The organism is Achromobacter sp. ISS7 (assembly GCF_056523125.1).
Genome location: NZ_JAWRZD010000001.1, coordinates 312,878 through 337,190 on the forward strand (window position 1 = coordinate 312,878; position 24,313 = coordinate 337,190).

The following is a 24,313-nucleotide window of genomic DNA, read 5'->3' on the forward strand; positions in this document are numbered from 1 at the left end:
CGGGCGGCTTTTTTTCGCCTACGCAGTTGCCGAGGTGGATCAATCCATTCACCGCGCACCCGCCCGGTACGGCGGGCGGGCCATGATCCGGAGGTGGCGCGGCAACCGCTGCGTCGCGCCTTTTCCGGAGACCTGTCCAATGAATCCTTTCCTCCATTCCGCCGTTGCCCGCCGCCTGCCGGCATTGCCGTGGCGTCGCCCGCAGCGCGTCGCCGCGCGCCGTGGCGGCCCCGTACTGCGCCAGGCGCTGGGCGTGGCCTTGCTGGCCGCCGGCGTGGCGCACGCGCCCGCGCAGGCGCTGGACCTGAACGATGCCACCGCGCAGCAGCTCGAGGCCATCCGCGGCATCGGGCGGCGCACGGCGCAGACCATCGTCAGTGAACGCGACCGCGCCGGCAAGTTCGAGTCGCTGCAGGACCTGGCCGACCGGGTGCGCGGCATCAGCCCCAAAAAGGCCGAGGCGCTGGGGGCCGCCGGCCTGACGGTGGGCGCGGCCGGCGACGGGCCGAAGGCCGCGGGCGCGAAGCCGGCGGTCGCGGCGCCGGCCGGGGCCAGATCCGCGGCAGGGGCGGGCGCCGCCAAGGCCGCGGTGGCGGGCGGCGCGGCCGCCAAGCCGGGCAAGGTCCAGGCGGGCACGGGCCAGGCGGGCAAGGCGGCGGCCGCCTCCCGGCCCTGATCGGCGCCAGCGTGGGGCTGGTGCGCCGCCATGGCCGCAGTGGCCGGGACGGGCGCCGCGCCCATCCGGCCGGCGGCGGGCCCCGACGCCCGCCGCCGCGCGGAACCCCTGGCGCGAGCGCGGCTTTTGGCGACGCGCCGCGCCGGGCGGGGTTATCATCGGCTCCATGACTACTACCTATCCCACTATCGAGCAGACCGTCGGCAACACGCCGCTGGTGCGCCTGCAGCGCATTCCCGGCGCCGCCGGCGCGGCGCGCGGCAACGTCATCCTGGCCAAGCTGGAAGGCAACAATCCGGCCGGCTCGGTGAAGGATCGCCCGGCGCTCTCCATGATCAAGCATGCCGAAGAGCGCGGCGACATCAAGCCGGGCGACACCCTGATCGAGGCGACCAGCGGCAATACGGGCATCGCGCTGGCCATGGCCGCCGCCATGCGCGGCTACCGCATGATCCTGATCATGCCCGACAACCTGTCGGTGGAACGCCGCGCCGCCATGACGGCGTATGGCGCCGAGCTGATCCTGACGCCGGCCGACAAGGGCGGCATGGAATACGCCCGCGACTTGGCCACGGAAATGCAGGCCGATGGCCGCGGCGTGGTGCTGGACCAGTTCGCCAATCCGGACAACCCGCGCGCCCACATCGAGACCACCGGCCCGGAAATCTGGACCCAGACCGAAGGCCGCATCACGCACTTCGTCAGCGCCATGGGCACGACCGGCACCATCATGGGCGTGTCCACCTACCTGAAGTCGCGCAATCCGGCGGTGCAGGTGGTCGGCGCGCAGCCGGCCGAGGGCTCGTCGATTCCCGGCATCCGCAAATGGCCGGAAGCCTATCTGCCCAAGATCTTCGACCGCAGCCGCGTGGACGCTTACGAGTCGATCCAGCAGGCCGAGGCCGAAGTCATGGCGCGCCGCCTGGCGGCCGAAGAGGGCATCTTCGGTGGCATCTCGTCGGCCGGCGCGCTGGTCGCCGCCCTGCGCGTGGCCGAGCGCGTCAATGACGCGACCATCGTCTTCATCGTCTGCGACCGCGGCGACCGCTACCTGTCCACGGGCGTCTTCAATAGCTGATGCGCCGCGCGCGGGGTTGTCCGCGCGCCCAGGAAAAACGCCCCGCGTTCCGGAGATCGTCCGGGGCGTGGGGCGTTTGCATTGCGCGCCCGGCCGCGATCAGCCGGGCTAGGCCAGTCCTTATTCGGGCTGGATGTTGGCGTCCTTCATGACCTTGATCCAGCGCGCGCTTTCGGCCAGGTTGAAGGCTTCGGCTTCCTGGTAGCTCATGGTGCTGGGCAGGGTGCCTTGCGACTTCAGCGCCTCGATCACCTTGGGCGATTGCGACGCCTCGATCATGGCCTTGTTGAGCTTGGCGATGATGGGTTCGGGCGTGTCCTTGGGCACCCACATGCCGTACCAGGTGACGATGTCGAAACCAGGCAGGCCGCTCTCGGCGATGGTCGGCACGTCGGGCAGCTCGGCCAGGCGGGTCTTGGTGGTGACGGCGATCGGGCGCACCTTGCCGCTCTGGATCAGGGGCAGGGCGGGCGCCAGCGGCGCGTACATCAGGTCGACGTGGCCGCCGGCGACGTCGGTCAGGGCCGGGCTGCTGCCGCGGTAGCCGACGTGCGAGATGGACGCCTTGGTGGTGGTATTGATCAGCTCGCCCGCCAGGTGCGGCAGCGTGGCCACGCCGGGCGAGGCGAAGCTGAGCGAACCCGGTTGGGCCTTGGCCTGCGCGATCAGTTCGCCGAAGGTCTTGAACTTGGAATCGGGCGGCACCACCGCCACCATCGGCACCGTGCCCAGCACGCCGACCATGCGGAAGTCCTTGATCGGATCGAACGTCAGGCTCTTGAACTGGGCGGGGTAGATACCCTGCACCGACGGGTTCATCAGCACGGTGTAGCCATCGGCCGGCGCGCGCGCGACCTGGGCGGCGCCGATGGTGCCGCTGGCGCCGGGACGGCTTTCGATCACCAGCGGGTGGCCGAGGATCTCACCCATGCGCACCGCGATCACGCGGCCCACCACGTCGGTCGGGCCACCCGCGGCCCACGGCATGATCACGCGGATCGGCTTGTCGGGATAGGCGTCCTGCGCCTGCGCGCCAGCCAGCGGCAGGGCCCCGATGGCGATCGCCGAGCATGCCGCGGCGAGCAAAGTGCGCTTGTTCATCTGCTGTCTTCTCCTACAAAGGTAAGGTTGGCCGAGGGCAGGGCCGCGTACAGCAGCGCCTTGACCTCTTTCAGTTGCTGGCCAGTGGTGGCTTCGTTCTTCTGCATGCGCCCCAGGGGGCCGGCCACCACGATGGCGAAGGGTTGTTCATAGGCGCGGAAACCGAGCGAGATGGACATCACGTCCTCGACGTTTTCGCCGAGGGAACGCTGCCAGCCGCGCTGGATGCCGGCCTGCAGGTCGCGGTCGAACGCGGCCTGGCTGGTGAGGGTGGTCTCGGTGTACGAGGCGAACCCGGGGTAGGTCTTGAACCATTTCTGGCGCTCGTCCTCGGGCAGCACCGAGAGCAGGGCCTTGCCCGAGCTGGTGGCATGCACCGCCTTGAATCCGCCGGGCTGGTGCGAGAAGCGGATGGTCTGCTTGGATTCGGCGACGATCAGGTACACGACCTTGTCGTCGGCCAGCTTGGCCAGCAGGGCGGTCTCGCCGGTGATGTCGCGCACTCGCGCCAGCACCGGTTCGATCACCGCGTTCAGCGGGTCGCTGCGGCAGATCAGGGTGGCGACGTGGATCAGCTTCTGCGTCGGGTAATAGAGCCGTGTTTCTTGCCGATCTCGTACAGATAGCCGCGCGCCACCATCGTCTTGAGCAAACCATGGCAGCTGGACAGCGGGATCTCCATCTGCGCGGCGATCTCGCTGTACAGCAACGGCTTCTGCGCCTCGGCGAAGAGGTTCAGAACATCCAGGACTCGTGCGGCTGTTTTCACATCCATGATGTTATTATCCTATATGTGATAAATTTGTGTCAAATTCTTAATTCATGGCCAAGGAGCCGCGCCACATGAGATGGAAGAACCGTCCCGAGGGATCCAACTGGGGAGACTTCGGCCCTGATGACCAACGGGGTTGCCTGAATTACATCACTCCCGCAAACGTGATGAAGGGAATCCAGGAAGTCCGCGAGGGCTTGAGCTTCTGTCTGTCGCTGCCGCTGGATTATCCGGGCGGCAATGGCGTCAACGTGCGCCGCCATCCGCCCAAGCTGCGCCCGACCGAGCGCGACGGCGACCAGTACCTGAACTTCCCGCTGGGCCGCCTGCGTCCGGGATGCGTCGACGTGCTGAGCGACGACATCGTCGAGATGAGCCTGCAGTACTCGACCCAGTGGGACTCGCTGGCGCACGTGGGCGCCTTGTTCGACGCCAATGGCGACGGCCTGCCCGAACGCGTCTACTACAACGGCTACCGTCCCAACGAGCACGTGGTCGGCCCGGTCGATTACGACGTCGACAACGGCTTTGCCAAGACCGATCTGGGCCAGGGCGGCGCCTCCCATGCCAAGAAACTGGACATCACCCAGCTGGCCGAATCCTGCCTGCAGAGCCGCGGCGTGATGGTCGATCTGGCCCGGCATTTCGGCCGCGAGCAGAAGTCGGTGGGCTATGACGACCTGATGCGCATCATCGAGGCCGACCGCATCGAGATCGAGCAGGGCGACATCGTGCTGTTCCACACCGAGTTCGGCGACGCGTTGCTGGAAAAGGCGCGTCAGCCGGATCACCACACCCTGCACGAGATCTGCGCCGGGCTGGACGGCAGCGACGAGAAGCTGCTGCAGTGGATCACCGATTCCAAGGTGGCGGCGATGGCGTCGGACAACCATGCGCTGGAAATCTACCCGACGCAGAAGCCCAACGCCTGCTGCGCGGCGCTGCCGCTGCACCACCACTGCATTTTCAAGCTCGGCCTGCCGATCGGCGAGATGTGGTACCTGGGCGCGCTGGCCCGCTGGCTGACCGCCAACGGCCGCAGCCGCTTCCTCCTGACCGCGCCGCCGCTGAACCTGCCGGGCGCGGTGGGCTCGCCCGCCACGCCGGTGGCCACGGTCTGAAGCGTAACGGGGCGGCGCGGGCACCGCCCCCTCAGCGGCCGACGCGCGCCTCGATTTCGCTGGCCAGGTCGGCCACCGCGGTGGCGTAGAAATAGCTGCGGTTGTACTTGGTCAGCGCGAAGAAGTTGGGCGTACCGACGCGGTACTGCGCGGTGCCGCGGGCTTCTTCCACCAGATCGACGATGCCCATGGGCTGCGCGCCCCAGCCATTGGCCGAGGCGCCCGGCTGCAGCCGCGCGCCGGCGGCGGTCAGCGTGCTCCAGGTCTGCTTGGGCTCCAGGCCGCCGTCCACCAGCGCCGTGGGATCGGCCGGCAGCGCCACCGGCGCGAACACCGGCAGGCCGCGTTGCCAGCCATGCTGCGACAGGAAGCTGCCGACCGACATGATGGCGTCGCGGGTGTTGTTGGTCAGGTCGATATGGCCGCTGCCGTCGCCGTCCACCGCATAGTGCTTGATGCTGGTGGGCATGAACTGCGGCATGCCGATGGCGCCGGCGTAGGAGCCGCGGGTTTCGAGGTCGAGCTTGCCGCTCATGGCCAGCGTCAGGAAGTCGGCCAACTGGCCGCGGAACATGGTGGCGCGCTCGGGCTTGGCCGGGTCCGGATAATCGAAGGCCAGCGTGGTCAGCGCGTCCAGCACGCGGAAATTGCCCATGTTGCGGCCATACAGCGTTTCAACGCCGATGATCGAGGCGATGATCGGCGCCGGCACCCCGAAGCGCTGCGCGGCCTGGTTGAGCTGGTCGCGATGCTCGTTGTAGAACTCCACGCCCCAGCCGATGCGCTTCGGTTCGACGAAGCGCGAGCGGTAGGTCAGCCAGCTGCGCCAGATCTTCTTGCCCGGCGGCGACGGCGCGATCAGGCGCGCCACCGTGGCGTTGTAGCGCGTGCTTTCGAGCGCGGAGACCATCGGCTTGAGCGGCAGATTGCGTTCGGCGGCCAGGCTTTCGACGAAGCTGCGCACCTCGGGGCGCAGGACGCCGCTGGGGGTGAGGGCGGCCGGGCCGTCGTCCGCCAATTCGGGACCGGGGGGCGGCGCCGCGGGTCCGATGCGGATGGGGGCGGGGTTGCCGGCGGTGGCCGCGGGGGGCTGGACGGCGGACGGATTCGAGGCGGTGGGAGCGGTGGTGGAGCAGCCGGCCAGGAGGGCCGACAAAGTGCCGAGTTGCAGTAATCGCCGACAGATGAACATAATCTTCCTTATGGAGACCATGTATCTTACCCACCCGGCATGCCGCTTGCATGAAATGGGCAGTTGGCATCCGGAAAGCCCGCAGAGGCTGGACGCCATTTCCGACCAATTGCTCGCCAGCGGCCTGATGCCCTATCTGGATGACCGGCAGGCGCCCCAGGCGTCCCGCCATGACGTGCTGCGGGTGCACACTGTCCAGTACCTGGACAGTTTGCGCGAACATACGCCCGAGCAAGGGTATTACCCGATAGATCCCGACACCCTCATGAATCCGCACACCTACGAGGCCGCGCTGTACGCCGCCGGCGCGGGGGTGGCGGCGGTCGACGCGGTGATCGGCGGCGAGGCCCGCACCGCTTTTTGTGCGGTGCGTCCGCCCGGGCACCACGCCTGCCGCTCGCAGGCGATGGGCTTCTGCTTCCTGAACAACGTGGCCATCGCGGCCCGCCACGCCATGGACTTCCACGGCCTGTCGCGGGTGGCCATCGTCGATTTCGACGTGCACCACGGCAATGGCACCGAGGACGTCTTCGCCGGCGACGAGCGCGTGCTGATGTGCAGCATTTTCCAGCACCCGTTCTTTCCCAACAGCGGCACCGAGCACCCGGCGGCCAACATGGTCAACGTGCCGGTGGCGGCCTATACGGCGGGCGCCGCCGTGCGCACCATCGTCACCGACACCTGGCTGCCGCGGCTCGAGGCGCACCGCCCGGAACTCATTCTGATTTCAGCCGGCTTCGATGCCCATCGCGAGGACGACATGGGTCAAATGGGGCTGGTGGAGGCCGACTATGCATGGATCACCGAGCAGCTCGTGGACGTGGCCGAACGCCACTGCCAGGGCCGTATCGTCAGCACGCTCGAGGGCGGTTACAACCTGTCCGCCCTGGGACGCAGCGTCGTGGCCCATATACGGGCGCTGGCGAAGCTGTAGAATCAGGAAAAAATTGTGCAATGCGATCCCGGCGCATGCCGGGTAATTATTTCCATTTGGAGGCAGCGGGATGAAGGTGTTGGTACCTGTCAAGCGCGTCGTTGACTACAACGTCAAGGTGCGCGTCAAGTCTGATCAGACCGGCGTGGATATCGCCAATGTGAAGATGTCCATGAACCCCTTTGACGAAATCGCCGTCGAGGAAGCCACCCGCCTGAAGGAAAAGGGCTCCGTGGCCGAAGTCGTGGCGGTTTCTTGCGGCGTCGCGCAATGCCAGGAAACGCTGCGCACCGCCATGGCCATCGGCGCCGACCGCGGCGTGCTGGTCCAGACCGATGCCGAACTGCAGCCGCTGGCCGTGGCCAAGCTGCTCAAGGCTTTGGTCGACAAGGAACAACCGCAACTGGTGATCCTGGGCAAGCAGGCCATCGATGACGACGCCAACCAGACCGGCCAGATGCTGGCCGCGCTGCTGGACTGGCCGCAAGCCACGTTCGCCAGCAAGGTCGAACTGGCCGATGGCAAGGTCACCGTCACGCGCGAAGTGGACGGCGGCCTGGAAACGCTGTCGCTCAAGCTGCCGGCCATCATCACCACCGACCTGCGCCTGAACGAGCCGCGCTACGTCACGCTGCCCAACATCATGAAGGCCAAGAAGAAGCAGCTGGACACCGTCAGCCCGCAAGACCTGGGCGTGGATCCGGCGCCCCGCCTGAAGACGCTCAAGGTCAGCGAGCCGCCCGCCCGCAAGGCCGGCATCAAGGTGGCCGATGTCGCGGCCCTGGTGGACAAACTCAAGAACGAAGCGAAGGTGGTTTGAAATGACGACGCTGGTTATTGCCGAACACGATAACGCCCAGCTCAAGGGCGCAACCCTGAACGCCGTCGCCGCCGCCGCCAAGATCGGAGGCGACGTCCACGTGCTGGTCGCCGGCGCCAATGCCCGCGCCGTGGCCGACCAGGCCGCCCAGGCGGCTGGCGTGTCCAAGGTGCTGCTGGCCGACGCGCCGCAACTGGCCGACGGCCTGGCCGAGAACGTCGCCGCCCAGGTGCTGGCCGTGGCCTCCGGCTACAGCCACATCCTGTTCCCGGCCACCGCCTCGGGCAAGAACGTCGCCCCGCGCGTCGCCGCCAAGCTCGACGTGGCGCAGATCTCCGACATCATTGGTGTCGAATCCGCCGACACCTTCCAGCGCCCGATCTACGCCGGCAACGCCATCGCCACCGTGCAATCGGCCGACCCGGTCAAGGTCATCACCGTGCGCACCACCGGCTTTGACGCCGTGGCCGCGCAGGGTGGCTCGGCCGCCGTGGAGGACGTCGCCGCCGTGGCCGATTCCGGCCTGTCGAGCTTCGTCGGCCGCGAAGTCGCCAAGAGCGACCGTCCGGAACTGGCCGGCGCCCGCGTCGTGGTGTCCGGCGGCCGTGGCCTGGGCAGCGCCGAGAACTTCAAGATCCTGGATCCGCTGGCCGACAAGCTCGGCGCCGCCCTGGGCGCCTCGCGCGCCGCGGTCGACGCCGGCTACGCGCCGAACGATTGGCAGGTCGGCCAGACCGGCAAGATTGTTGCGCCGCAGCTGTACGTGGCCGTCGGTATTTCCGGCGCCATTCAGCATCTGGCCGGCATGAAGGACTCCAAGGTCATCGTCGCCATCAACAAGGATGCCGAAGCGCCGATTTTCGGCGTGGCCGATTATGGCCTGGTGGGTGATCTGTTCCAGGTCGTTCCCGAACTGACCAGCGCGCTGTAAACCAACGCGTTTCGGGCGCAGGCAGGCCCAAAAGCCCGCGGACATTATTGTCCGCGGGCTTTTTTCATTCATGGCCGATGATCTTTATTGCTGGCTGACAATCGAAACCATTTGATATTTATGGTGGGAATCTTTTGATCTTCTGAAAGATTCTGATAATGTATGCCGCGCGCAGCTAGGATTCGCGCAAGTGCTTGGCCTGTACATAACGAAGGAGATTCGGGATGGAATGGTTCTTTGACACTCTGCGAAAATATCCGGAACTGGCGATATTCCTGACCCTTGGTCTGGGATATTGGATCGGTGCCAAAAAGATATTCGGATTCAACCTGGGGGCGGTGACCGGCACCTTGCTGGTCGGCGTGCTGGTCGGCCAGCTCGACATCACGATCGCGCCCATCGTCAAGCAAGTCTTCTTCCTGCTGTTCCTGTTCGGCCTGGGCTATGGCGTCGGGCCGCAATTCTTCCGCGGCATGAAAAGCGATGGCCTGCCACAGGTGATCTTCGCCGTCGTCATCTGCGTCATCTGCCTGCTGGTCACCTGGGGCACCGCCGTCGGCTTTGGCTTCGATGCCGGCACGGGCGCGGGCCTGCTGTCGGGCGCGCAGACCATTTCCGCGGTGATGGGGGTGGCGACCGACACCATCAACGGCCTGGGCATCGACGCGGCCACCAAGAAGAAATGGATCGACAGCATCCCGGTGGCGTACGCGGTCTGCTACATCTTCGGCACGGTTGGCAGCGCCTGGCTGCTGGCCTCGCTGGGGCCGAAGCTGATGCGCGTGGACATCGTCAAGGAGTGCAAGGAGTACGAGGCCAAGATGTCCGGCGGCGCCGACTCGATGGAGCTGTCGGGCTACCGCAAGTTCACGGCCCGCGCCTACAAGCTCGACCACCCGGAATTCGTCGGCAAGACCGTGGGTGATCTGGAGTCGCGGTTCGTCGAGGCACGCGTGTTCGTCGAGCGGATCCGCCGCGGCGACCAGATCATCGACAACGATTCCACCACGGTGCTGCAGGCCGGCGACGTGCTGGGCGTGACCGGACGGCATGACGCGCTGGTGCTGCAGGCGGCCGGCATCATCGGCGTGGAGGTCGAGGACCGCGACCTGCTCAACCTGCCGGCCGAGATCATCGAGGTGGTGCTGACCAACAAGAACCTGGCCGGCAAGACGGTCAAGGAAATCTCCGAAATGGAGTCGGTGCGCCAGTTGGGGCGCGGCGTGTTCCTGCGCAAAGTGGTGCGCGGCGGCCACGAGATGCCGGTCAACTGGGGCCTGAAGCTGGACCGCGGCGACCGCCTCTTCATCCTGGGCGCCAAGCGCGACGTCGAACGGGTGGTCGGCAAGGTCGGCTACGTGGACCGCGCCACCGAGCAGACCGACATGGTGTTCGTGGGCTTCGGCATCCTGCTGGGCGGCCTGTTCGGCACGCTGGTGCTGACCGTAGGGGGCATCCCGATCACGCTGTCGACCTCGGGCGGCTCGCTCATCGCCGGCCTGATCTTCGGCTACCTGCGGTCGGTGCATCCGACCTTCGGCCGCGTGCCGGAACCGGTGCACTGGTTCCTGACATCGGTCGGCCTGACCGCGTTCGTGGCGGTGGTTGGCATCAGTTCCGGGCCGGGCTTCGTGCAGGGCTTCCAGCAGCTGGGGGCCAAGCTCTTCATCGCCGGCATCATCGCCACCAGCATCCCGATGATCCTGGGGGTGTACATCGCCCGCTACGTGTTCAAGTTCCATCCGGCCATCGTGCTGGGCGTCTGCGCCGGGGCCCGCACCACCACGGCCGCCATCGGCCAGATCACCGAGACCGCCAAGAGCCAGGTGCCGGCCCTGGGCTACACGGTGCCGTACGCCATCGGCAATACCCTGCTCATCATCTGGGGCATTGTCATCGTCATGCTCATGACCTAGCGGGATCTTCCGCCGCGCCTGTCAATCGCAAACCAGGAGTACTGAACAATGGCTTCCACCGCGCCTCTCACCGTCAGCCTGGCCTCGGCCCTGAAAACCACCCGTTCGCGCCAGCGCGATCTGGAGCAGCTGTCGCCCTTCGAACTGAAGGACTACCTGATCACGCTGGCCAAGGACAGCCAGCAGACCGCCGCCTTGACCATGTTGAACGCCGGCCGCGGCAATCCCAACTGGATCGCCACCGAACCGCGCGACGCCTTTTTCCTGCTGGGCCAGTTCGCCATGAAGGAAGCGCGCCGGGTGCGCGACGACGTGATCCTGGCGGGCATGCCGCCCAAGAAGGGCTGCGCCGACCGCCTGCGCAAGTTCCTGTCCAAGAACAAGGGCGCGGCGGGCGCGGACTTCCTGGCCGGGGTGCTGGAGTACGGCGTGAAGATCAAGAACTTCGTGCCCGACGAATGGATCCACGAGCTGACCGACAGCGTCATCGGCGACAACTATCCGGTGCCGCCGCGCGCGCTGGTGCACCTGGAGCAGGTGGTGCACGACTACCTGATCAAGGAAATGTGCGACGGCCGTCCGCCCAAGGGCAAGTTCGACCTGTTCCCGGTCGAGGGCGGCACGGCGGCCATGTGCTACATCTTCGATTCGCTGATGCAGAACGGCCTGCTCAAGCAGGGCGACACCATCGCGCTGTTCCTGCCGACCTTCACGCCCTACATCGAGATCGCGCACCTGGAGCGCTTCCAGTTCAAGATCGTCGCCATCAACGCCAGCAGCGTGCGCGCCGACGGCACCCATGACTGGCACTATCCGGCCTCGGAGATCGCCAAGCTCGAGAACCCGAAGATCAAGCTGGCGGTGACGGTCAATCCCAGCAATCCGCCGTCGGTCGCGTTCAGCCCGGTCGAGATGAAGCAGATCGTGGGCCTGATCCGCAAGAATCCGGACCTGGTGCTGGTGACGGACGATGTGTACGGCACCTTCGTGCCCAACTTCCGTTCGCTGATGGCCGAGGTGCCGCACAACACGATCTGCGTGTATTCGTTCTCGAAGAACTTCGGTTGCACCGGCTGGCGCCTGGGCGTGATCGCGACCCACGAAAAGAACACCATGGACCGCCGCATCGCCGAGCTGCCGGCGTCGTGGAAGAACCGCCTGAACAAGCGCTACGGCGCCATGACCATGGAGCCGGAGAAGCTCAAGTTCATCGACCGGCTGGTGGCCGACAGCCGCAACGTGGCGCTGAACCACACGGCCGGCCTGTCGCTGCCGCAGCAGGTGCAGATGGGCTTCTTCGCGCTGTCGCACCTGCTGGACCTGAAGGACGCCTACAAGCACCTGACCATGCAGATCGTGCGCGCCCGCCGCGACGCGCTGTGGCGCGGGCTGGGGGCGCCGCTGCCGCCGGAAGACCCGATGCGCGGCTGGTACTACGTCGAACTGGACTTCATGGTGTGGGCCAAGAACACCTACGGCGACGCCTTCTGCAAGTACATGACGTCGAACTACGAGCCGGTCGACTTCCTGTTCCGCCTGGCCGAGAAGTCCGGCGTGGTGCTGATGGACGGCGGCGGCTTCGGCGGCCCGCCGTGGTCGATCCGCATTTCGCTGGCCAACCTGGATGACGGCGACTATTCCAAGATCGGCAAGCACATGGTCGACGCCGCCACCGAATACGTCGAAGCCTGGAAGGCCGGCCAGCTGGTGCGTTCGGGCCCCACCGCGGGCAAGGGCCAGAAGATCAAGGCCGCGGCCGCCAAGCGCAAGGCGGGCGGCAAGCAGGCGGCCAAGAAGGCGGTGAAGCAGGCCGTCAAACAGGCCGCCAAGGCCGAGCGTTCCGCCAAGAAAGGGATCAAGTCGTAGCCTGCTGCCACCACATCCAGGGTGACATGACCTCATGACGTGCTCCATCGGGTTTTTCAATAACGTTCCCATCGCGGTGCTGTTCCTGACGGTGGGGTTGGGATACCTGATCGGCAAGCTCAAGGTCGGGCCGATCCAGCTGGGGGGCGTGTGCGGCACGCTCATCGTCGCCCTGCTGATCGGCCAGACGGGCTGCCAGATGCGCGGCGACCTGAAGGAGGTCGCGTTCGCCCTGTTCATCTTCGCCATGGGCTATTCGGGCGGGCCGCAGTTCTTCGCCAACCTGAACCGGTCCAGCCTGCGCTACATCCTGCTGCCGCTGATCGAGGCGGTGCTGGTGCTGACCGTGGTGCTGGCGGCCGTGCCGCTGTTCGGCCTGGACGCGGGCACCGCGGCCGGGCTGGCGGCGGGGGCGGCGACCGAGTCCGCGGTGGTGGGCACCGCCGCCGAGGCGCTCAAGCACCTGGGCCTGGCCGATGCCGAGGTGCAGCGGATGGAAGCCAACATCGCCACGGCCTACACGCTGACCTACCTGGTGGGACTGATCAGCATCGTGTTCTTCACCAGCCAGGTGGCGCCGGCGCTGCTGCGCATCAACCTGCGCGAGGCCTCCAAGGCGCTGGAGGAGAAACTCGGCGCGACCTCGGGCGAGGCCGACGACGTCAACATGCCGACCCTGCCGCGGCTGGTGGGCCGCTCGCACGTGGTCAAGGATGCCGCCGGCAAGACGGTGGCGGCGGTCGAGGCGGAACTGGGCGGCCGCACCGCGATCAGCCGCATCCTGCGCAATGGCGAGGCGGTCGAGCCGACGCCCGACGACGTGCTGGCCACCGGCGACGTGGTGGTGGTGCTGGGCCTGCGCCGCTTCGCGCTGCGGGCCGGCTCGGTGATCGGGCCGGAGATCCAGCTGCCCGAGGCGCACGCCGACGACCTGCAACTGGTCGAGCTGTCGGTCATCGTCAGCAAGAAAGCGGTCAACGGCCACACCGTGGGCGAGCTGGCCAAGCGGCCCGGCGCCCAGCGCGCGCGCGGCGTGTTCCTGCAATCGATCCAGCGTTCCGGCCACATGCTGCCGGTCACGCCGGCCACGGTGGTGCAGTACGGCGACCTGGTGACGCTGGTGGGGGCCGAGCCCGAGCTGTCGGAGGCCGGCGCGGCGCTGGGCAACGAGTTGCGGCGCAGCGGCGTCACCGACCTGGTGTTCCTGGCGTTCGGCATCCTGGTCGGCCTGCTGATCGGCGCGCTGAGCGCCCGTCTCTGGGGCATTCCGGTGTCGCTTGGCAGCGGCGGCGGCGCGCTGGTCAGCGGGCTGGTGTGCGGCTGGGTCAACGCCAAGCGGCCAGCGCTGGGCCATATGCCGGCCAATGCGGTGCAGCTGCTCAAGGATCTGGGGCTGGCGGTGTTCGTTGCCTGCGTCGGCCTGTCGGCCGGGCCGGAGGCGGTGTCGCTGATCCGCGAGCATGGCGCCGTGCTGCCGCTGATCGGGCTGCTGGTGTCGCTGGGGCCGGCCTGCCTGTCGCTGTGGGTCGGCCACAAGCTGCTCAAGATCGAAGGGCCGCTGCTGGTGGGCGCCATCGCCGGCCAGCACGTCAGCACGCCGGCCATCAGCGCCATCCTGGGCGCCAGCGGCAGCGCCGTGCCGCTGCTGGGCTACACGGTGACCTACGCCATCGCCAACGTGCTGTTGCCGGTGCTGGGGCCGATCATCGTGTCGCTGGCGCACCATCTGGGCGGATGACGCCGGCAGGGCGCTTCGCCCCATGACGTGGAGCCAGGGTTTAACATAGGCTAGGGAAACTACCGAGACCGCCATCGACCGCGCCACGCGCGTCGCCCAAGGCGGCATCCCATCGCACCCCGCCGCCCCCGCCGTCACGGGAGCAGGCTCATGGAGACAAGATGCCCTACCTTACCCCGCTGAAGGATTTCCGCTTCGCGCTGAACGAACTGGCCGGCCTGGATGACGTGCTCAAACTGCCCGGCTTCGAGGAGGTGACGCCCGACCTGGTGGACGCCATCCTGGAAGAAAACGGCCGCTTCGTCGAGCAGGCGATCGCGCCGCTGAACGTACCCGGCGATACGCGGCCGCCGGTCTGGAACGATGGCCAGGTGACCGCCACGCCGGGTTACGCGCAGGGCTTCAAGGACTACGCGGCCGGCGGCTGGCAGGGCTTGCAGCATCCGCAGGCGTGGGGCGGGCAGGGCCTGCCCAAGCTGGTGGCGGCCGCGCCCGGCGAGAACATCCAGGCGGCCAGCCTGGCGTTCTCGCTGTGCCCGATGCTGACCGACGGCGTGATCGAAGCCATCCTCACGGTGGGTTCGGAGGAACAGCGCAAGAAATTCGTGCCCAACCTCATCGGCGGCAAATGGACCGGCACGATGAACCTGACCGAGCCGCAGGCCGGCTCGGACCTGGCGCAGGTGGCCACGCGCGCGGTGCGCCAGGAAGACGGCAGCTACCGCCTGTCGGGCCAGAAGATCTTCATCACCTACGGCGAGCACGACCTGGCCGAGAACATCATCCACCTGGTGCTGGCGCGCACGCCGGATGCGCCGCCCGGGGTCAAGGGCATCTCGCTGTTCATCGTGCCCAAGTTCCTGGTCGGCGCCGATGGCACGCTGGGGCCGCGCAACGACGTCTGGTGCGCCTCGCTGGAGCACAAGCTGGGCATCCATGGCAGCCCCACCGCCGTGCTGCTGTACGGCTCGGGCAAGGGCGAGGTGGGCGAGGGCGCAATCGGCTACCTGGTCGGCGAGCTCAATCGCGGCCTGGAGTACATGTTCATCATGATGAATGCGGCCCGCTATTCGGTCGGGCAGCAGGGCATCGGCGTGTCCGAGCGCGCCTACCAGCACGCACTGGCGTATGCGCGCGAACGGGTGCAGGGACGGGCGGTGGAAGGTTCCGCCGCGGCGGTCGCGATCGCGCGCCATCCGGACGTGCAGCGCATGCTGCTGACCATGAAGGCGCTGACCGAGGCGGCGCGCGCCGTGTCCTATGTGACGGCCGCCGCGCACGACAAGGGCACGCATCATCCCGACCCCGAACAGCGCGCCCGCAACCGCGCCTTCTATGAGTACATGGTGCCGGTCGTGAAGGGCTTCTCGACCGAATCGGCCGTGGAAGTGGCCTCGCTCGGCGTGCAGGTGCACGGCGGCATGGGCTACATCGAGGAAACCGGGGCGGCGCAGTACTACCGCGACGCCCGCATCCTGCCGATCTACGAGGGCACCACCGCGATACAGGCCAACGACCTGGTCAGCCGCAAGACCCAGCGCGACGCCGGCGCCACCGCCTACGCCGCCATCGCCGCCATGCGCGAGACGCTGCGCGCGGTCGAGGCCGAATCCTCGCGCGCCGCCGCGTCCGAGCGCGACGGCCTGCGCCTGCTGCGCGACAACCTCGACAGCGCGATCCAGGCCTATGAGGCCGGGGTGGAGTTCATCCTGGAGCAATCGGCGGCGAACATCCGCGCGGTGTATTCCAGCAGCGTGCCGTACCTGATGCTGGCCGGCGTGGTGCATGGCGGCTGGCAGATGGCGCGCGCGGTGCTGGCGTGCCGTCGGCGCCTGGCCGCGGGGTCGACCGATCCGTTCCACCGCGAGAAGCTGGCGACCGGATTGTTCTACGCCGCCCATATCCTGCCGCGCGCCCTGGCGCTGTCGGCGGCGGTGCGCGCCGGGGTGGTGGCCGACGCCTGCGGCGCCGCCGCGAATATTGCATAAGGTTATATGTCTTGCGTATTTCCCCTGCAACAGGTTTGATGGAAGAATCGTTTCGAGGGGCGGCACAGGCCGCCACCGAGACGTTTTTCCAGCCGGCCGCCGGACGTGGCGGCCGGTCGATTCCGTAACCTGAATCCGCAAGCAGGAGACACCATGAGTCATCTACGCCTGGGCGACACCGCGCCCGATTTCGAACAGGAATCCTCGGCCGGCCCGATCCGTTTCCACGAGTATCTGGGCAATAGCTGGGGAGTGCTGTTCTCGCATCCTGCCGATTTCACCCCTGTCTGCACCACCGAGCTGGGCTACACCGCCAAGCTGGCCGATGAGTTCGCCAAGCGCAATGTGAAGGTGCTGGCGCTGTCGGTGGATGGCACCGATTCGCACAGCAAGTGGATCGAGGACATCAACGACACCCAGTCGACCAAGGTCAACTTCCCGATCCTGGCCGACAAGGACCGCAAGGTGTCCGAGTTGTACGACATGATCCACCCGAACGCCAACGCCACGCTGACGGTGCGCTCGGTCTTCATCATCGACCCGAACAAGAAGGTGCGCCTGATCATCACGTATCCGGCCAGCACCGGCCGCAACTTCAACGAGATCCTGCGCGTCATCGACTCGCTGCAGTTGACCGACAGCCATAGCGTGGCCACGCCGGTCAACTGGGAAGACGGCGACGACGTCATCATCGTGCCGTCGCTGCAGGACGAAGCCGTGATCAAGCAGAAGTTCCCCAAGGGTTACAAGGCGGTGCGTCCCTATCTGCGCATTACGCCCCAACCGAATAAGTAAATAAGAAATCCGTGCGCAAGGCGGCCCGCGCCGCCTTGCCGGATGGCGCCTCGCAACCGCCCGCAAAGCCGCGTATTCCCTGGGAATGCGCGGCTTTTTCACATCGGGCGGCCACCGCGCTATATGCCTGGGAGCGATGAGCAATCAAAGAATGATTCGTTCCGTTCAGAACAGGCCGCCTGCACACTTGCTTCCACATTGCCAAACACGGGAAGGGAGCAAGGAATGTCTTTCAGGAAAGCCGGATGGTTGGCCGCCTTGGCCGCGGTAACGATGTCTCTCGCCGCGATCGCGCCGGCGCAGGCGCAGCAGAAGCAGACGCTGTTGAACGTGTCCTACGACCCGACGCGCGAGCTGTACCGCGCCATCGATGACGCCTTCATCAAGCAGTACAAGGAAAAGGCCGGCGTGGACCTCACCATCCGCCAGTCGCACGGCGGTTCCGGCCGCCAGGCGCGCTCGGTCATCGACGGCCTGGAAGCCGACGTGGTGACGCTGGCGCTGGCCTATGACATCGACGCCATCGCCGACCGCGGTCTCCTGCCCGAGAACTGGCAGGCGCGCCTGCCGCAGAACAGCTCGCCCTACACCTCGACCATCGTGTTCCTGGTGCGCAAGGGCAACCCCAAGCACATCAAGGACTGGGACGACCTGGTCAAGGACGGCGTGCAGGTGATCACGCCCAACCCGAAGACCTCGGGCGGCGCGCGCTGGAACTACCTGGCCGCCTGGGCCTACGCGCTGGAAAAGAACGGCGGCAGCGAAGACAAGGCGCGCGCCTACGTCGGCGAGCTGCTCAAGCACGTGCCGGTGCTGGACACCGGCGCCCGCGGCGCCACCACCACCTTCGTCGAGCGCGGCGTGGGCGACGTGCTGCTGGCCTGGGAAAACGAAGCCTTCCTGGCGCTGGAGGAACTGGGTCCGGACAAGTTCGACATCGTGGTGCCGTCGCTGTCGATCCTGGCCGAGCCGCCCGTGGCCATCGTCGACAAGATCGTCGACAAGAAGGGCACCCGCGCCGCGGCCCAGGCCTACCTGGAGTTCCTGTACACCCCGACGGCCCAGGAAATCATCGCCAAGAACTACTACCGGCCGATCGACAAAACCGTGGCCGCCAAGTACGAAAGCAAGTTCCCCAAGGTCAAGCTCGTGACCATCGACGACAAGATCTTCGGCGGCTGGCGCAAGGCGCAGAAGGACCACTTCAGCGACGGCGGCACCTTCGACCAGATCTACCAGCCGCAGAAGAAGTAAGCGGACAACCAGCGGACGACGGCCATGACTTCAGCCTCGATTCCGACGGCAAAGGGCGCGCAGGCGCCTTTTGCCGTTCGGCGCAACAGCCCGGGCGTGCTGCCCGGTTTCGGCATTTCCATGGGCTACGCGGTGCTGTACCTGAGCGTGCTCGTGTTGATTCCCCTGGCGGCGCTGCCGATCAAGAGCGCGTCGCTGGGCTGGCAGGGCTTCTGGGATGCGGTGACGGCGCCGCGGGTGCTGGCGTCGTATCAACTCACCTTTGGCGCCTCGCTGCTGGCGGCGCTGGTGAACCTGGTGTTCGGCACCATCGTGGCCTGGGTGCTGGTGCGCTACCGCTTCCCCGGCAAGAAGATCCTGGACGCGCTGGTGGATCTGCCGTTCGCGCTGCCCACCGCCGTGGCCGGCATCGCGCTGACCGCGCTGTACGCCGAAAAGGGCTGGCTGGGCGCGCCGCTGGCCAACTGGTTCGGCCTGAAGGTGGCGTTCACGCCGCTGGGCATCGTGATCGCGCTGATCTTCATCGGCGTGCCGTTCGTGGTGCGCACGGTGCAGCCGGTGCTGGAGGATGTCGAGCGCGAGATCGAGGAGGCCGCGGCCAGCCTCGGCGCCGACCGCTGGCAGACCATCCGCCGCGTGCTGTTGCCGACCATCCTGCCGGCGCTGATGACCGGCTTCGCGCTGGCCTTTGCCCGCGCCGTGGGTGAATACGGCTCGGTGGTGTTCATCGCCGGCAACATGCCGATGGTGTCCGAGATCACGCCGCTGCTCATCATCGCCAAGCTGGAACAGTTCGACTATGCCGGCGCCGCCGCCATCGCCACCGTGATGCTGGTGCTGTCGTTCGTGCTGCTCCTCATCATCAATCTGCTGCAGGGCTGGCAGGCCCGTCGCGGCCTCGGGAGATCGTCATGAGTTTTGTTGACCGTCCCGCCCACCTGACCGAGCCGCGCTGGGTGCGCGGCATCCTGCTGTTCCTGGCGCTGGGCTTCCTGGCGCTGTTCCTGCTGGTGCCGCTGGCCGCGGTGTTCTACGAGGCCTTCCGCAAGGGCTGGGCGCTCTACCTGGAAGCGATCGTCGAGCCCGACGCGCTGGCCGCGATCCGCCTGACGCTGCTGGTGGCCGCGATCGCGCTGCCGGTGAACCTGGTGTTCGGCGTGGCCGCCGCCTGGGCCATCACCAAGTTCCAGTTCCGCGGCAAGCAGTTCCTGATCACGCTGATCGACCTGCCGTTCTCGGTGTCGCCGGTGGTGGCGGGCCTGGTGTTCGTGCTGCTGTTCGGCACCCAGGGCTGGTTCGGCGGCTGGCTGCAGGACCATGACTTCAAGATCGTCTACGCCGTGCCCGGCATCATCCTGGCCTCGCTGTTCGTGACCTTTCCGTTCGTGGCGCGCGAGCTGATCCCCCTGATGCAGGCGCAGGGCAGCGAGGAAGAGCAGGCCGCGCTGACGCTGGGCGCGAGCGGCTGGCAGATATTCTGGCGCGTGACGCTGCCGAACATCAAGTGGGGCCTGCTGTACGGCGCCATCCTCTGCAATGCGCGCGCCATGGGCGAGTTTGGCGCGGTCTCGGTGGTGTCGGGCCAGATCCGCGGCCTGACCAACACCATGACCCTGCATGTGGAGATTCTCTACAACGAATACCAGTATTCGGCGGCGTTCGCGGTGGCTTCGCTGCTGGCGCTGCTGGCGTTGGTGACGCTGGTGGCCAAGAACGTGGTCGAGTGGCGCAACGCGCGTTATCTGAAGGCGGCGGAATTGCCGGTCGAGTATCCCGGGCCCGCGGTGGCCATCAAGCCGGCCGTCGCCTGACGCGGCCGGCCAGACGGAGACAAGCATGAGTATCGAGGTTCGCAATCTATCCAAGCGCTTCGGCCAGTTCCGCGCGCTCAACGACGTATCGCTGCACATCGAGACGGGCGAGCTGGTGGCGCTGCTGGGGCCTTCGGGCTGTGGCAAGACCACGCTGCTGCGCATCATCGCGGGGTTGGAGTCGGCCGACACGGGCAGCGTGCTGTTCGCCGGCGAGGACGCCACCGCGGTCGACGTGCGCCAGCGCCAGGTCGGTTTCGTGTTCCAGCACTACGCGCTGTTCAAGCACATGACGGTGTTCGAGAACGTCGCCTTCGGGCTGCGCGTCAAGCATCGCTCGCAGCGGCCGTCCGAAGACCTGATCCGGCGCAAGGTGCACGACCTGCTGAACCTGGTGCAGCTGGACTGGCTGGCGGATCGCTATCCGGCGCAGCTGTCGGGCGGCCAGCGTCAGCGCATCGCCCTGGCGCGCGCGCTGGCGGTGGAGCCGCGCGTGCTGTTGCTGGACGAGCCGTTCGGCGCGCTCGACGCCAAGGTGCGCAAGGAACTGCGGCGCTGGCTGCGCCGCCTGCATGACGAGCTGAATGTAGCCAGCGTGTTCGTCACCCATGACCAGGAAGAGGCGTTGGAAGTGGCCGACCGCGTGGTGCTGATGAATGCCGGCAGGATCGAACAGGTCGGCACGCCGCGCGAGGTCTGGGAAGGGCCGGCCACGCCGTTCGTCTATGGCTTCCTGGGCGACGTCAACCAGTTGCTGGGCGTGGCCACCCGCGGCGTCTGGGAAGGGGCGGGCCTGTCGTTGCCGGCGCCCGAGCTGGCGCAGGCCGAGTCGCAGCGCGCCACCGCCTATGTGCGGCCGCACGAATTCGACATCGAGCGCTATCGAGAGGGCGGCGCGGGCATCCCGGTGCGCCTGTCCCATGCCTATCTGGCCGGACCCAGCGCGTACCTGGAACTGGCCAGCGAGGATTCCGACGCCGTGATCGAAGCCGAGGTGCCCGAGCACCTGTATCGCGAGCTGGCGCTGCGCGATGGCGACATCCTGCTGGCCCGCCCGCGCCGGGCGCGTGTCTTCGCGGTGCAGGCATGACGGCCGCCGATCTCGCCGCCGGCCTGGAGCCGGCCCTCGCGGCGCGCTGGCACGAACTGGTCGCGCGCCTGGCGGACGCGCGCCAGCGCTATCCCGACGCCGCGCTGGCCTCGTCCCTGGCGGCCGAGGACATGGTGCTGACGCACGCCATCTACGGCACCGGCCTGGACCTGGAGGTGTTCACGCTCGACACCGGCCGGCTGCACGCCGAAACCCTGGGCGTGCTGGACGCGGTGCGCGAGCGCTACGGACGCGAAGTCACCGTGTACCGGCCCGAGGCCGGCGCGGTCGAGCGCCACGTGGCCGAGCACGGCGCCTATGCCTTCTACGAAAGCGTCGAGCTGCGCAAGGCCTGTTGCCAGATCCGCAAGGTCGAACCGCTCAAGCGCGCGCTGGCCGGACGCGGCGCCTGGATCACCGGCCAGCGGCGGGCGCAATCGACCACCCGGGGCGAGCTGCACCTGGAAGAGCACGATCCGACCTTCGGCCTGTACAAGTTCAACCCGCTGGCCGAGTGGAGCGAGGAGGATGTCTGGAGCGTGATCCGCGCCCTCGGCATCCCGTACAACCCGCTGCACGACCAGGGCTATCCGTCGATTGGTTGCGAGCCCTGTACCCGCGCCATTCGCCCGGGCGAAGACCTGCGGGCCGGGCGCTGGTGGTGGGAGTCGTCGGACTCCAAGGAATGCGGCCTGCATGCAGGCAACCGGGTCATCGGCATCGTCGCGGAAACCACGCGCGCCTGACACCCGTCACGTCTCAAGAATTCGTTTTAGGGGAATACCAATGTCCGCAGTGATCCAACGCAGCCACCTGGACTGGCTGGAATCGGAAGCCATTTTCATCATGCGCGAGGTGGCGGCCGAAAGCGAAAAACCCGTGCTGCTGTTCTCGGGCGGCAAGGATTCGGTGGTGCTGCTGCGCCTGGCCGAAAAGGCCTTCCGTCCGGGACGCTTTCCGTTCCCGCTGATGCACATCGACACCGGCCACAACTTCGACGAGGTGATCGCCTTTCGCGACGCCCGCGCGGCCGAGCTGGGCGAGACGCTGATCGTGCGCAGCGTCGAAGACTCGATCAAGCGCGGCAGCGTGGTGCTGCGGCGCGAGACCGACTCGCGCAACGCCGCGCAGGCGGTGACGCTGCTGGAGGCGATCGAGGAATTCGGCTTCGACGCCTGCATCGGCGGCGCCCGGCGCGACGAGGAAAAAGCGCGCGCCAAGGAGCGCATCTTCTCGTTCCGCGACGAGTTCGGCCAGTGGGACCCCAAGGCCCAGCGTCCCGAACTGTGGAACCTGTTCAACACCAAGGTGCACCGCGGCGAGAACATGCGGGTGTTTCCGATCTCCAACTGGACCGAGCTGGATGTCTGGCAGTACATCCAGCGCGAGCAGCTGGCGCTGCCGTCGATCTACTTCAGCCACGAGCGCGAGGTGGTGCGCCGCAAGGGCCTGCTGGTGCCGGTCACGCGCCTGACGCCGCCGCAGGACGGCGACACGGTCGAGCGCCTGTCGGTGCGCTTCCGCACCGTGGGCGACATTTCCTGCACCTGCCCGGTAGCCTCCGACGCCACCGATACGGCCGCCATCATCGCCGAGACCGCGGTGACCGACATCACCGAGCGCGGCGCCACGCGCATGGACGACCAGACTTCCGAGGCCTCGATGGAGCGCCGCAAGAAGGAAGGCTATTTCTGATCGCACGAGTGGCCGGCGCCAGGCCGGCCGACAGGGGACGCATATGAACGCAGTAAACGATTCTTTTCTTTCGGGCGCCGGCACGGGCGTGCTGCGCCTGATCACCGCGGGCTCGGTCGACGACGGCAAGTCGACGCTGATCGGCCGCCTGCTGTATGACAGCAAGGGCGTGTTCGCCGACCAGCTCGACGCCATCTCGCGCGCCAAGTACAAGCGCGTGGCCGAGGGCGGCATCGACTTCTCGCTGCTGACCGACGGCCTGGAGGCCGAGCGCGAACAGGGCATCACCATCGACGTGGCCTACCGCTATTTCTCGACCCCGGCGCGCAAGTTCATCATCGCCGACGCGCCCGGCCACGAGCAGTACACCCGCAACATGGTCACCGGCGCGTCCACCGCCGACGTGGCCGTGATCCTGATCGACGCCACCCGCGCCGCCGACGGCAAGCTGCTGCCGCAGACCAAGCGCCACAGCACTATCGCGCGGCTGCTGGGCATCCGCCACATCGTGGTGGCGGTCAACAAGATGGACCTGGTCGATTGGGACCCGGCCGTGTTCGAGCGCATCCGCGACGCCTACGCCGATTTGGCGGGCAAGCTCGGCATCGCGCACTTCGATGCGCTGCCGTTGTCGGCGCTGAACGGCGACAACGTGGTGACGCTGTCGGACAAGACGCCGTGGTATTCGGGCCAGCCGTTGCTGACGCTGCTGGAATCGCTGGAACTGAGCGGCGACAACGGCGCGGGTCCGCTGCGCTTTCCAGTGCAGTGGGTGGCGCGTCACGACGGCAGCCGCAAGGATGACTTCCGCGGCTACGCCGGCCGCATCGCCAGCGGCGTGCTGCGTCCCGGCGACGAGATCACCGTGCAGCCGTCGGGCGTGACGGCGCGCGTGCAGGAAGTGCGGCTGTTCGATCGCGCGCTCGATGAAGCGGTGGCGGGCGACTCGGTCACGCTGGTGCTGGACCGCGATGTCGACGTGTCGCGCGGCGACGTGATCGTGCACGCGGCGGCGCCGGCGCAGGTCGCGCGCGAGTTCGAGGCGGAGCTGTGCTGGCTCGATGCGCAGGCGCTCAACCCCGCGCGCAAGTATCTGCTCAAGCATGGCACGCGGCTGACGTCGGCGAAGATCCGCGCGGTGCTCTCGCATCGCGACATCCACGAATTGCAGGAAGTGGAGAACACCGAGGGCACGCTGCGCATGAACGACATCGGTCGCGTCGCGTTCACGACGCGCGAGTCGTTGGCGGTCGATCGATACACGGATGTGCCCGCCACCGGCGCCTTCATCCTGATCGACGAAGCCACCCATCAGACCGCGGCGGCGGGCATGCTTCGGTAAACCGCAAGTCGGGGCGGAAAAAGCCCGCGCGGCATCGGTCCTGAGGTGTTGTTTTTATTCCAAATCCAATGCAGGCGCGGGTTTCCGGGCGATATCGCAACATGAAATCGAATTGTCCGGACGCCGTCTTCGTCTTGCGGTAAAGTGGGGCTGTCTTACGAAAAGGCTTTTGGTGCTTGTCAAAACCACTGTG

At 67.2% G+C, this 24,313-nt stretch carries 22 protein-coding genes; 18 read left to right on the plus strand and 4 right to left on the minus strand.

Annotated features, from left to right (window positions below):
- Window positions 1-139 precede the first annotated feature (139 nt).
- The gene (locus AC1HFW_RS01325) at window positions 140-676 is read left to right on the plus strand and encodes a ComEA family DNA-binding protein (RefSeq protein WP_479281563.1); all 537 of its coding nucleotides are present in this window, start codon (window positions 140-142) and stop codon (window positions 674-676) included.
- 166 nt (window positions 677-842) lie between these two features.
- Window positions 843-1,754 carry a cysteine synthase CysM gene (cysM, locus tag AC1HFW_RS01330; protein ID WP_238890641.1) on the plus strand — a complete coding sequence of 304 codons (912 nt, stop codon included), beginning with the start codon at window positions 843-845 and terminating at the stop codon, window positions 1,752-1,754.
- A gap of 120 nt (window positions 1,755-1,874) precedes the next feature.
- On the opposite strand, the gene AC1HFW_RS01335 is transcribed toward cysM, so the two are convergent.
- The 3 genes from AC1HFW_RS01335 to AC1HFW_RS01345 are packed head-to-tail and all read right to left on the minus strand — an operon-like array spanning window position 1,875 to window position 3,630.
- Complete coding sequence (locus AC1HFW_RS01335) at window positions 1,875-2,855, minus strand: Bug family tripartite tricarboxylate transporter substrate binding protein (protein WP_061072099.1); 981 nt, start codon at window positions 2,853-2,855, stop codon at window positions 1,875-1,877.
- A complete protein-coding gene (locus AC1HFW_RS01340) occupies window positions 2,852-3,382 on the minus strand; it encodes an IclR family transcriptional regulator (RefSeq protein ID WP_479281564.1) in 531 nt (176 codons plus the stop codon). Before AC1HFW_RS01340 ends, AC1HFW_RS01335 begins: the two co-directional genes overlap by 4 nt.
- Window positions 3,383-3,426: 44 nt before the next feature.
- Complete coding sequence (locus tag AC1HFW_RS01345; protein ID WP_479281565.1) at window positions 3,427-3,630, minus strand: helix-turn-helix domain-containing protein; 204 nt, start codon at window positions 3,628-3,630, stop codon at window positions 3,427-3,429.
- Window positions 3,631-3,698: 68 nt separating this feature from the next.
- Between AC1HFW_RS01345 and AC1HFW_RS01350 the strand changes: the two genes are divergently transcribed.
- Complete coding sequence (locus tag AC1HFW_RS01350; protein ID WP_035361307.1) at window positions 3,699-4,748, plus strand: cyclase family protein; 1,050 nt, start codon at window positions 3,699-3,701, stop codon at window positions 4,746-4,748.
- A 31-nt stretch (window positions 4,749-4,779) separates the two neighbouring features.
- Here the strand turns inward: AC1HFW_RS01350 and mltB are convergent, their stop codons facing one another.
- A complete protein-coding gene (gene mltB / locus AC1HFW_RS01355; protein ID WP_479281566.1) occupies window positions 4,780-5,940 on the minus strand; it encodes a lytic murein transglycosylase B in 1,161 nt (386 codons plus the stop codon).
- A 10-nt stretch (window positions 5,941-5,950) separates the two neighbouring features.
- Between mltB and AC1HFW_RS01360 the strand changes: the two genes are divergently transcribed.
- The 15 genes from AC1HFW_RS01360 (at window position 5,951) to AC1HFW_RS01430 (ending at window position 24,120) form a co-directional block, all read left to right on the plus strand.
- Window positions 5,951-6,874 carry a histone deacetylase family protein gene (locus AC1HFW_RS01360; RefSeq protein ID WP_081105058.1) on the plus strand — a complete coding sequence of 308 codons (924 nt, stop codon included), beginning with the start codon at window positions 5,951-5,953 and terminating at the stop codon, window positions 6,872-6,874.
- Window positions 6,875-6,944: 70 nt separating this feature from the next.
- Window positions 6,945-7,694, plus strand: coding sequence for an electron transfer flavoprotein subunit beta/FixA family protein (locus tag AC1HFW_RS01365; RefSeq protein ID WP_006393632.1), 750 nt, complete (start codon window positions 6,945-6,947; stop codon window positions 7,692-7,694).
- 1 nt (window position 7,695) lies between these two features.
- A complete protein-coding gene (locus AC1HFW_RS01370) occupies window positions 7,696-8,625 on the plus strand; it encodes an electron transfer flavoprotein subunit alpha/FixB family protein (RefSeq protein WP_006393633.1) in 930 nt (309 codons plus the stop codon).
- A gap of 224 nt (window positions 8,626-8,849) precedes the next feature.
- Window positions 8,850-10,541, plus strand: coding sequence for an aspartate-alanine antiporter (aspT, locus tag AC1HFW_RS01375; RefSeq protein WP_198484914.1), 1,692 nt, complete (start codon window positions 8,850-8,852; stop codon window positions 10,539-10,541).
- A 48-nt stretch (window positions 10,542-10,589) separates the two neighbouring features.
- Entirely contained in the window at window positions 10,590-12,407 is a 1,818-nt protein-coding gene (locus AC1HFW_RS01380; protein ID WP_241073916.1) for a bifunctional aspartate transaminase/aspartate 4-decarboxylase, read from the plus strand.
- Window positions 12,408-12,441: 34 nt separating this feature from the next.
- A complete protein-coding gene (gene aspT, locus AC1HFW_RS01385) occupies window positions 12,442-14,145 on the plus strand; it encodes an aspartate-alanine antiporter (RefSeq protein WP_479281567.1) in 1,704 nt (567 codons plus the stop codon).
- A gap of 161 nt (window positions 14,146-14,306) precedes the next feature.
- Entirely contained in the window at window positions 14,307-16,133 is a 1,827-nt protein-coding gene (locus AC1HFW_RS01390) for an acyl-CoA dehydrogenase (protein WP_479281568.1), read from the plus strand.
- A 153-nt stretch (window positions 16,134-16,286) separates the two neighbouring features.
- Entirely contained in the window at window positions 16,287-16,928 is a 642-nt protein-coding gene (locus AC1HFW_RS01395) for a peroxiredoxin (protein ID WP_054423700.1), read from the plus strand.
- A gap of 225 nt (window positions 16,929-17,153) precedes the next feature.
- Window positions 17,154-18,182 carry a sulfate ABC transporter substrate-binding protein gene (locus tag AC1HFW_RS01400; protein ID WP_035360099.1) on the plus strand — a complete coding sequence of 343 codons (1,029 nt, stop codon included), beginning with the start codon at window positions 17,154-17,156 and terminating at the stop codon, window positions 18,180-18,182.
- Window positions 18,183-18,206: 24 nt separating this feature from the next.
- Complete coding sequence (gene cysT / locus AC1HFW_RS01405; RefSeq protein ID WP_054429472.1) at window positions 18,207-19,097, plus strand: sulfate ABC transporter permease subunit CysT; 891 nt, start codon at window positions 18,207-18,209, stop codon at window positions 19,095-19,097.
- Window positions 19,094-19,993 (plus strand): sulfate ABC transporter permease subunit CysW, encoded by a 900-nt coding sequence (gene cysW / locus AC1HFW_RS01410; protein ID WP_006393641.1) that lies wholly within the window; start codon window positions 19,094-19,096, stop codon window positions 19,991-19,993. The genes cysT and cysW overlap by 4 nt, the downstream gene beginning before the upstream one ends.
- Before the next feature lie 25 nt (window positions 19,994-20,018).
- Window positions 20,019-21,083 (plus strand): sulfate/molybdate ABC transporter ATP-binding protein, encoded by a 1,065-nt coding sequence (locus tag AC1HFW_RS01415; RefSeq protein ID WP_479281569.1) that lies wholly within the window; start codon window positions 20,019-20,021, stop codon window positions 21,081-21,083.
- Window positions 21,080-21,829: a phosphoadenylyl-sulfate reductase gene (locus AC1HFW_RS01420; protein WP_479281570.1), complete on the plus strand. Its 750-nt coding sequence runs from the start codon at window positions 21,080-21,082 to the stop codon at window positions 21,827-21,829. Before AC1HFW_RS01415 ends, AC1HFW_RS01420 begins: the two co-directional genes overlap by 4 nt.
- A 40-nt stretch (window positions 21,830-21,869) precedes the next feature.
- Entirely contained in the window at window positions 21,870-22,778 is a 909-nt protein-coding gene (gene cysD, locus AC1HFW_RS01425; protein ID WP_006393643.1) for a sulfate adenylyltransferase subunit CysD, read from the plus strand.
- Between the two features lie 43 nt (window positions 22,779-22,821).
- Window positions 22,822-24,120 carry a sulfate adenylyltransferase subunit 1 gene (locus AC1HFW_RS01430; protein ID WP_006393644.1) on the plus strand — a complete coding sequence of 433 codons (1,299 nt, stop codon included), beginning with the start codon at window positions 22,822-22,824 and terminating at the stop codon, window positions 24,118-24,120.
- Window positions 24,121-24,313: the final 193 nt, after the last annotated feature.

Coding starts and splice junctions, on each gene's coding strand:
- AC1HFW_RS01325 (WP_479281563.1), top strand. CDS start 140: ATGAATCCTTTCCTCCATTCCGCCGTTGCCCGCCGCCTGCCGGCATTG.
- cysM (WP_238890641.1), top strand. CDS start 843: ATGACTACTACCTATCCCACTATCGAGCAGACCGTCGGCAACACGCCG.
- AC1HFW_RS01335 (WP_061072099.1), bottom strand. CDS start 2,855: ATGAACAAGCGCACTTTGCTCGCCGCGGCATGCTCGGCGATCGCCATC.
- AC1HFW_RS01345 (WP_479281565.1), bottom strand. CDS start 3,630: ATGGATGTGAAAACAGCCGCACGAGTCCTGGATGTTCTGAACCTCTTC.
- AC1HFW_RS01350 (WP_035361307.1), top strand. CDS start 3,699: ATGAGATGGAAGAACCGTCCCGAGGGATCCAACTGGGGAGACTTCGGC.
- mltB (WP_479281566.1), bottom strand. CDS start 5,940: ATGTTCATCTGTCGGCGATTACTGCAACTCGGCACTTTGTCGGCCCTC.
- AC1HFW_RS01360 (WP_081105058.1), top strand. CDS start 5,951: ATGGAGACCATGTATCTTACCCACCCGGCATGCCGCTTGCATGAAATG.
- AC1HFW_RS01365 (WP_006393632.1), top strand. CDS start 6,945: ATGAAGGTGTTGGTACCTGTCAAGCGCGTCGTTGACTACAACGTCAAG.
- AC1HFW_RS01370 (WP_006393633.1), top strand. CDS start 7,696: ATGACGACGCTGGTTATTGCCGAACACGATAACGCCCAGCTCAAGGGC.
- aspT (WP_198484914.1), top strand. CDS start 8,850: ATGGAATGGTTCTTTGACACTCTGCGAAAATATCCGGAACTGGCGATA.
- AC1HFW_RS01380 (WP_241073916.1), top strand. CDS start 10,590: ATGGCTTCCACCGCGCCTCTCACCGTCAGCCTGGCCTCGGCCCTGAAA.
- aspT (WP_479281567.1), top strand. CDS start 12,442: ATGACGTGCTCCATCGGGTTTTTCAATAACGTTCCCATCGCGGTGCTG.
- AC1HFW_RS01390 (WP_479281568.1), top strand. CDS start 14,307: ATGCCCTACCTTACCCCGCTGAAGGATTTCCGCTTCGCGCTGAACGAA.
- AC1HFW_RS01395 (WP_054423700.1), top strand. CDS start 16,287: ATGAGTCATCTACGCCTGGGCGACACCGCGCCCGATTTCGAACAGGAA.
- AC1HFW_RS01400 (WP_035360099.1), top strand. CDS start 17,154: ATGTCTTTCAGGAAAGCCGGATGGTTGGCCGCCTTGGCCGCGGTAACG.
- cysT (WP_054429472.1), top strand. CDS start 18,207: ATGACTTCAGCCTCGATTCCGACGGCAAAGGGCGCGCAGGCGCCTTTT.
- cysW (WP_006393641.1), top strand. CDS start 19,094: ATGAGTTTTGTTGACCGTCCCGCCCACCTGACCGAGCCGCGCTGGGTG.
- AC1HFW_RS01415 (WP_479281569.1), top strand. CDS start 20,019: ATGAGTATCGAGGTTCGCAATCTATCCAAGCGCTTCGGCCAGTTCCGC.
- AC1HFW_RS01420 (WP_479281570.1), top strand. CDS start 21,080: ATGACGGCCGCCGATCTCGCCGCCGGCCTGGAGCCGGCCCTCGCGGCG.
- cysD (WP_006393643.1), top strand. CDS start 21,870: ATGTCCGCAGTGATCCAACGCAGCCACCTGGACTGGCTGGAATCGGAA.
- AC1HFW_RS01430 (WP_006393644.1), top strand. CDS start 22,822: ATGAACGCAGTAAACGATTCTTTTCTTTCGGGCGCCGGCACGGGCGTG.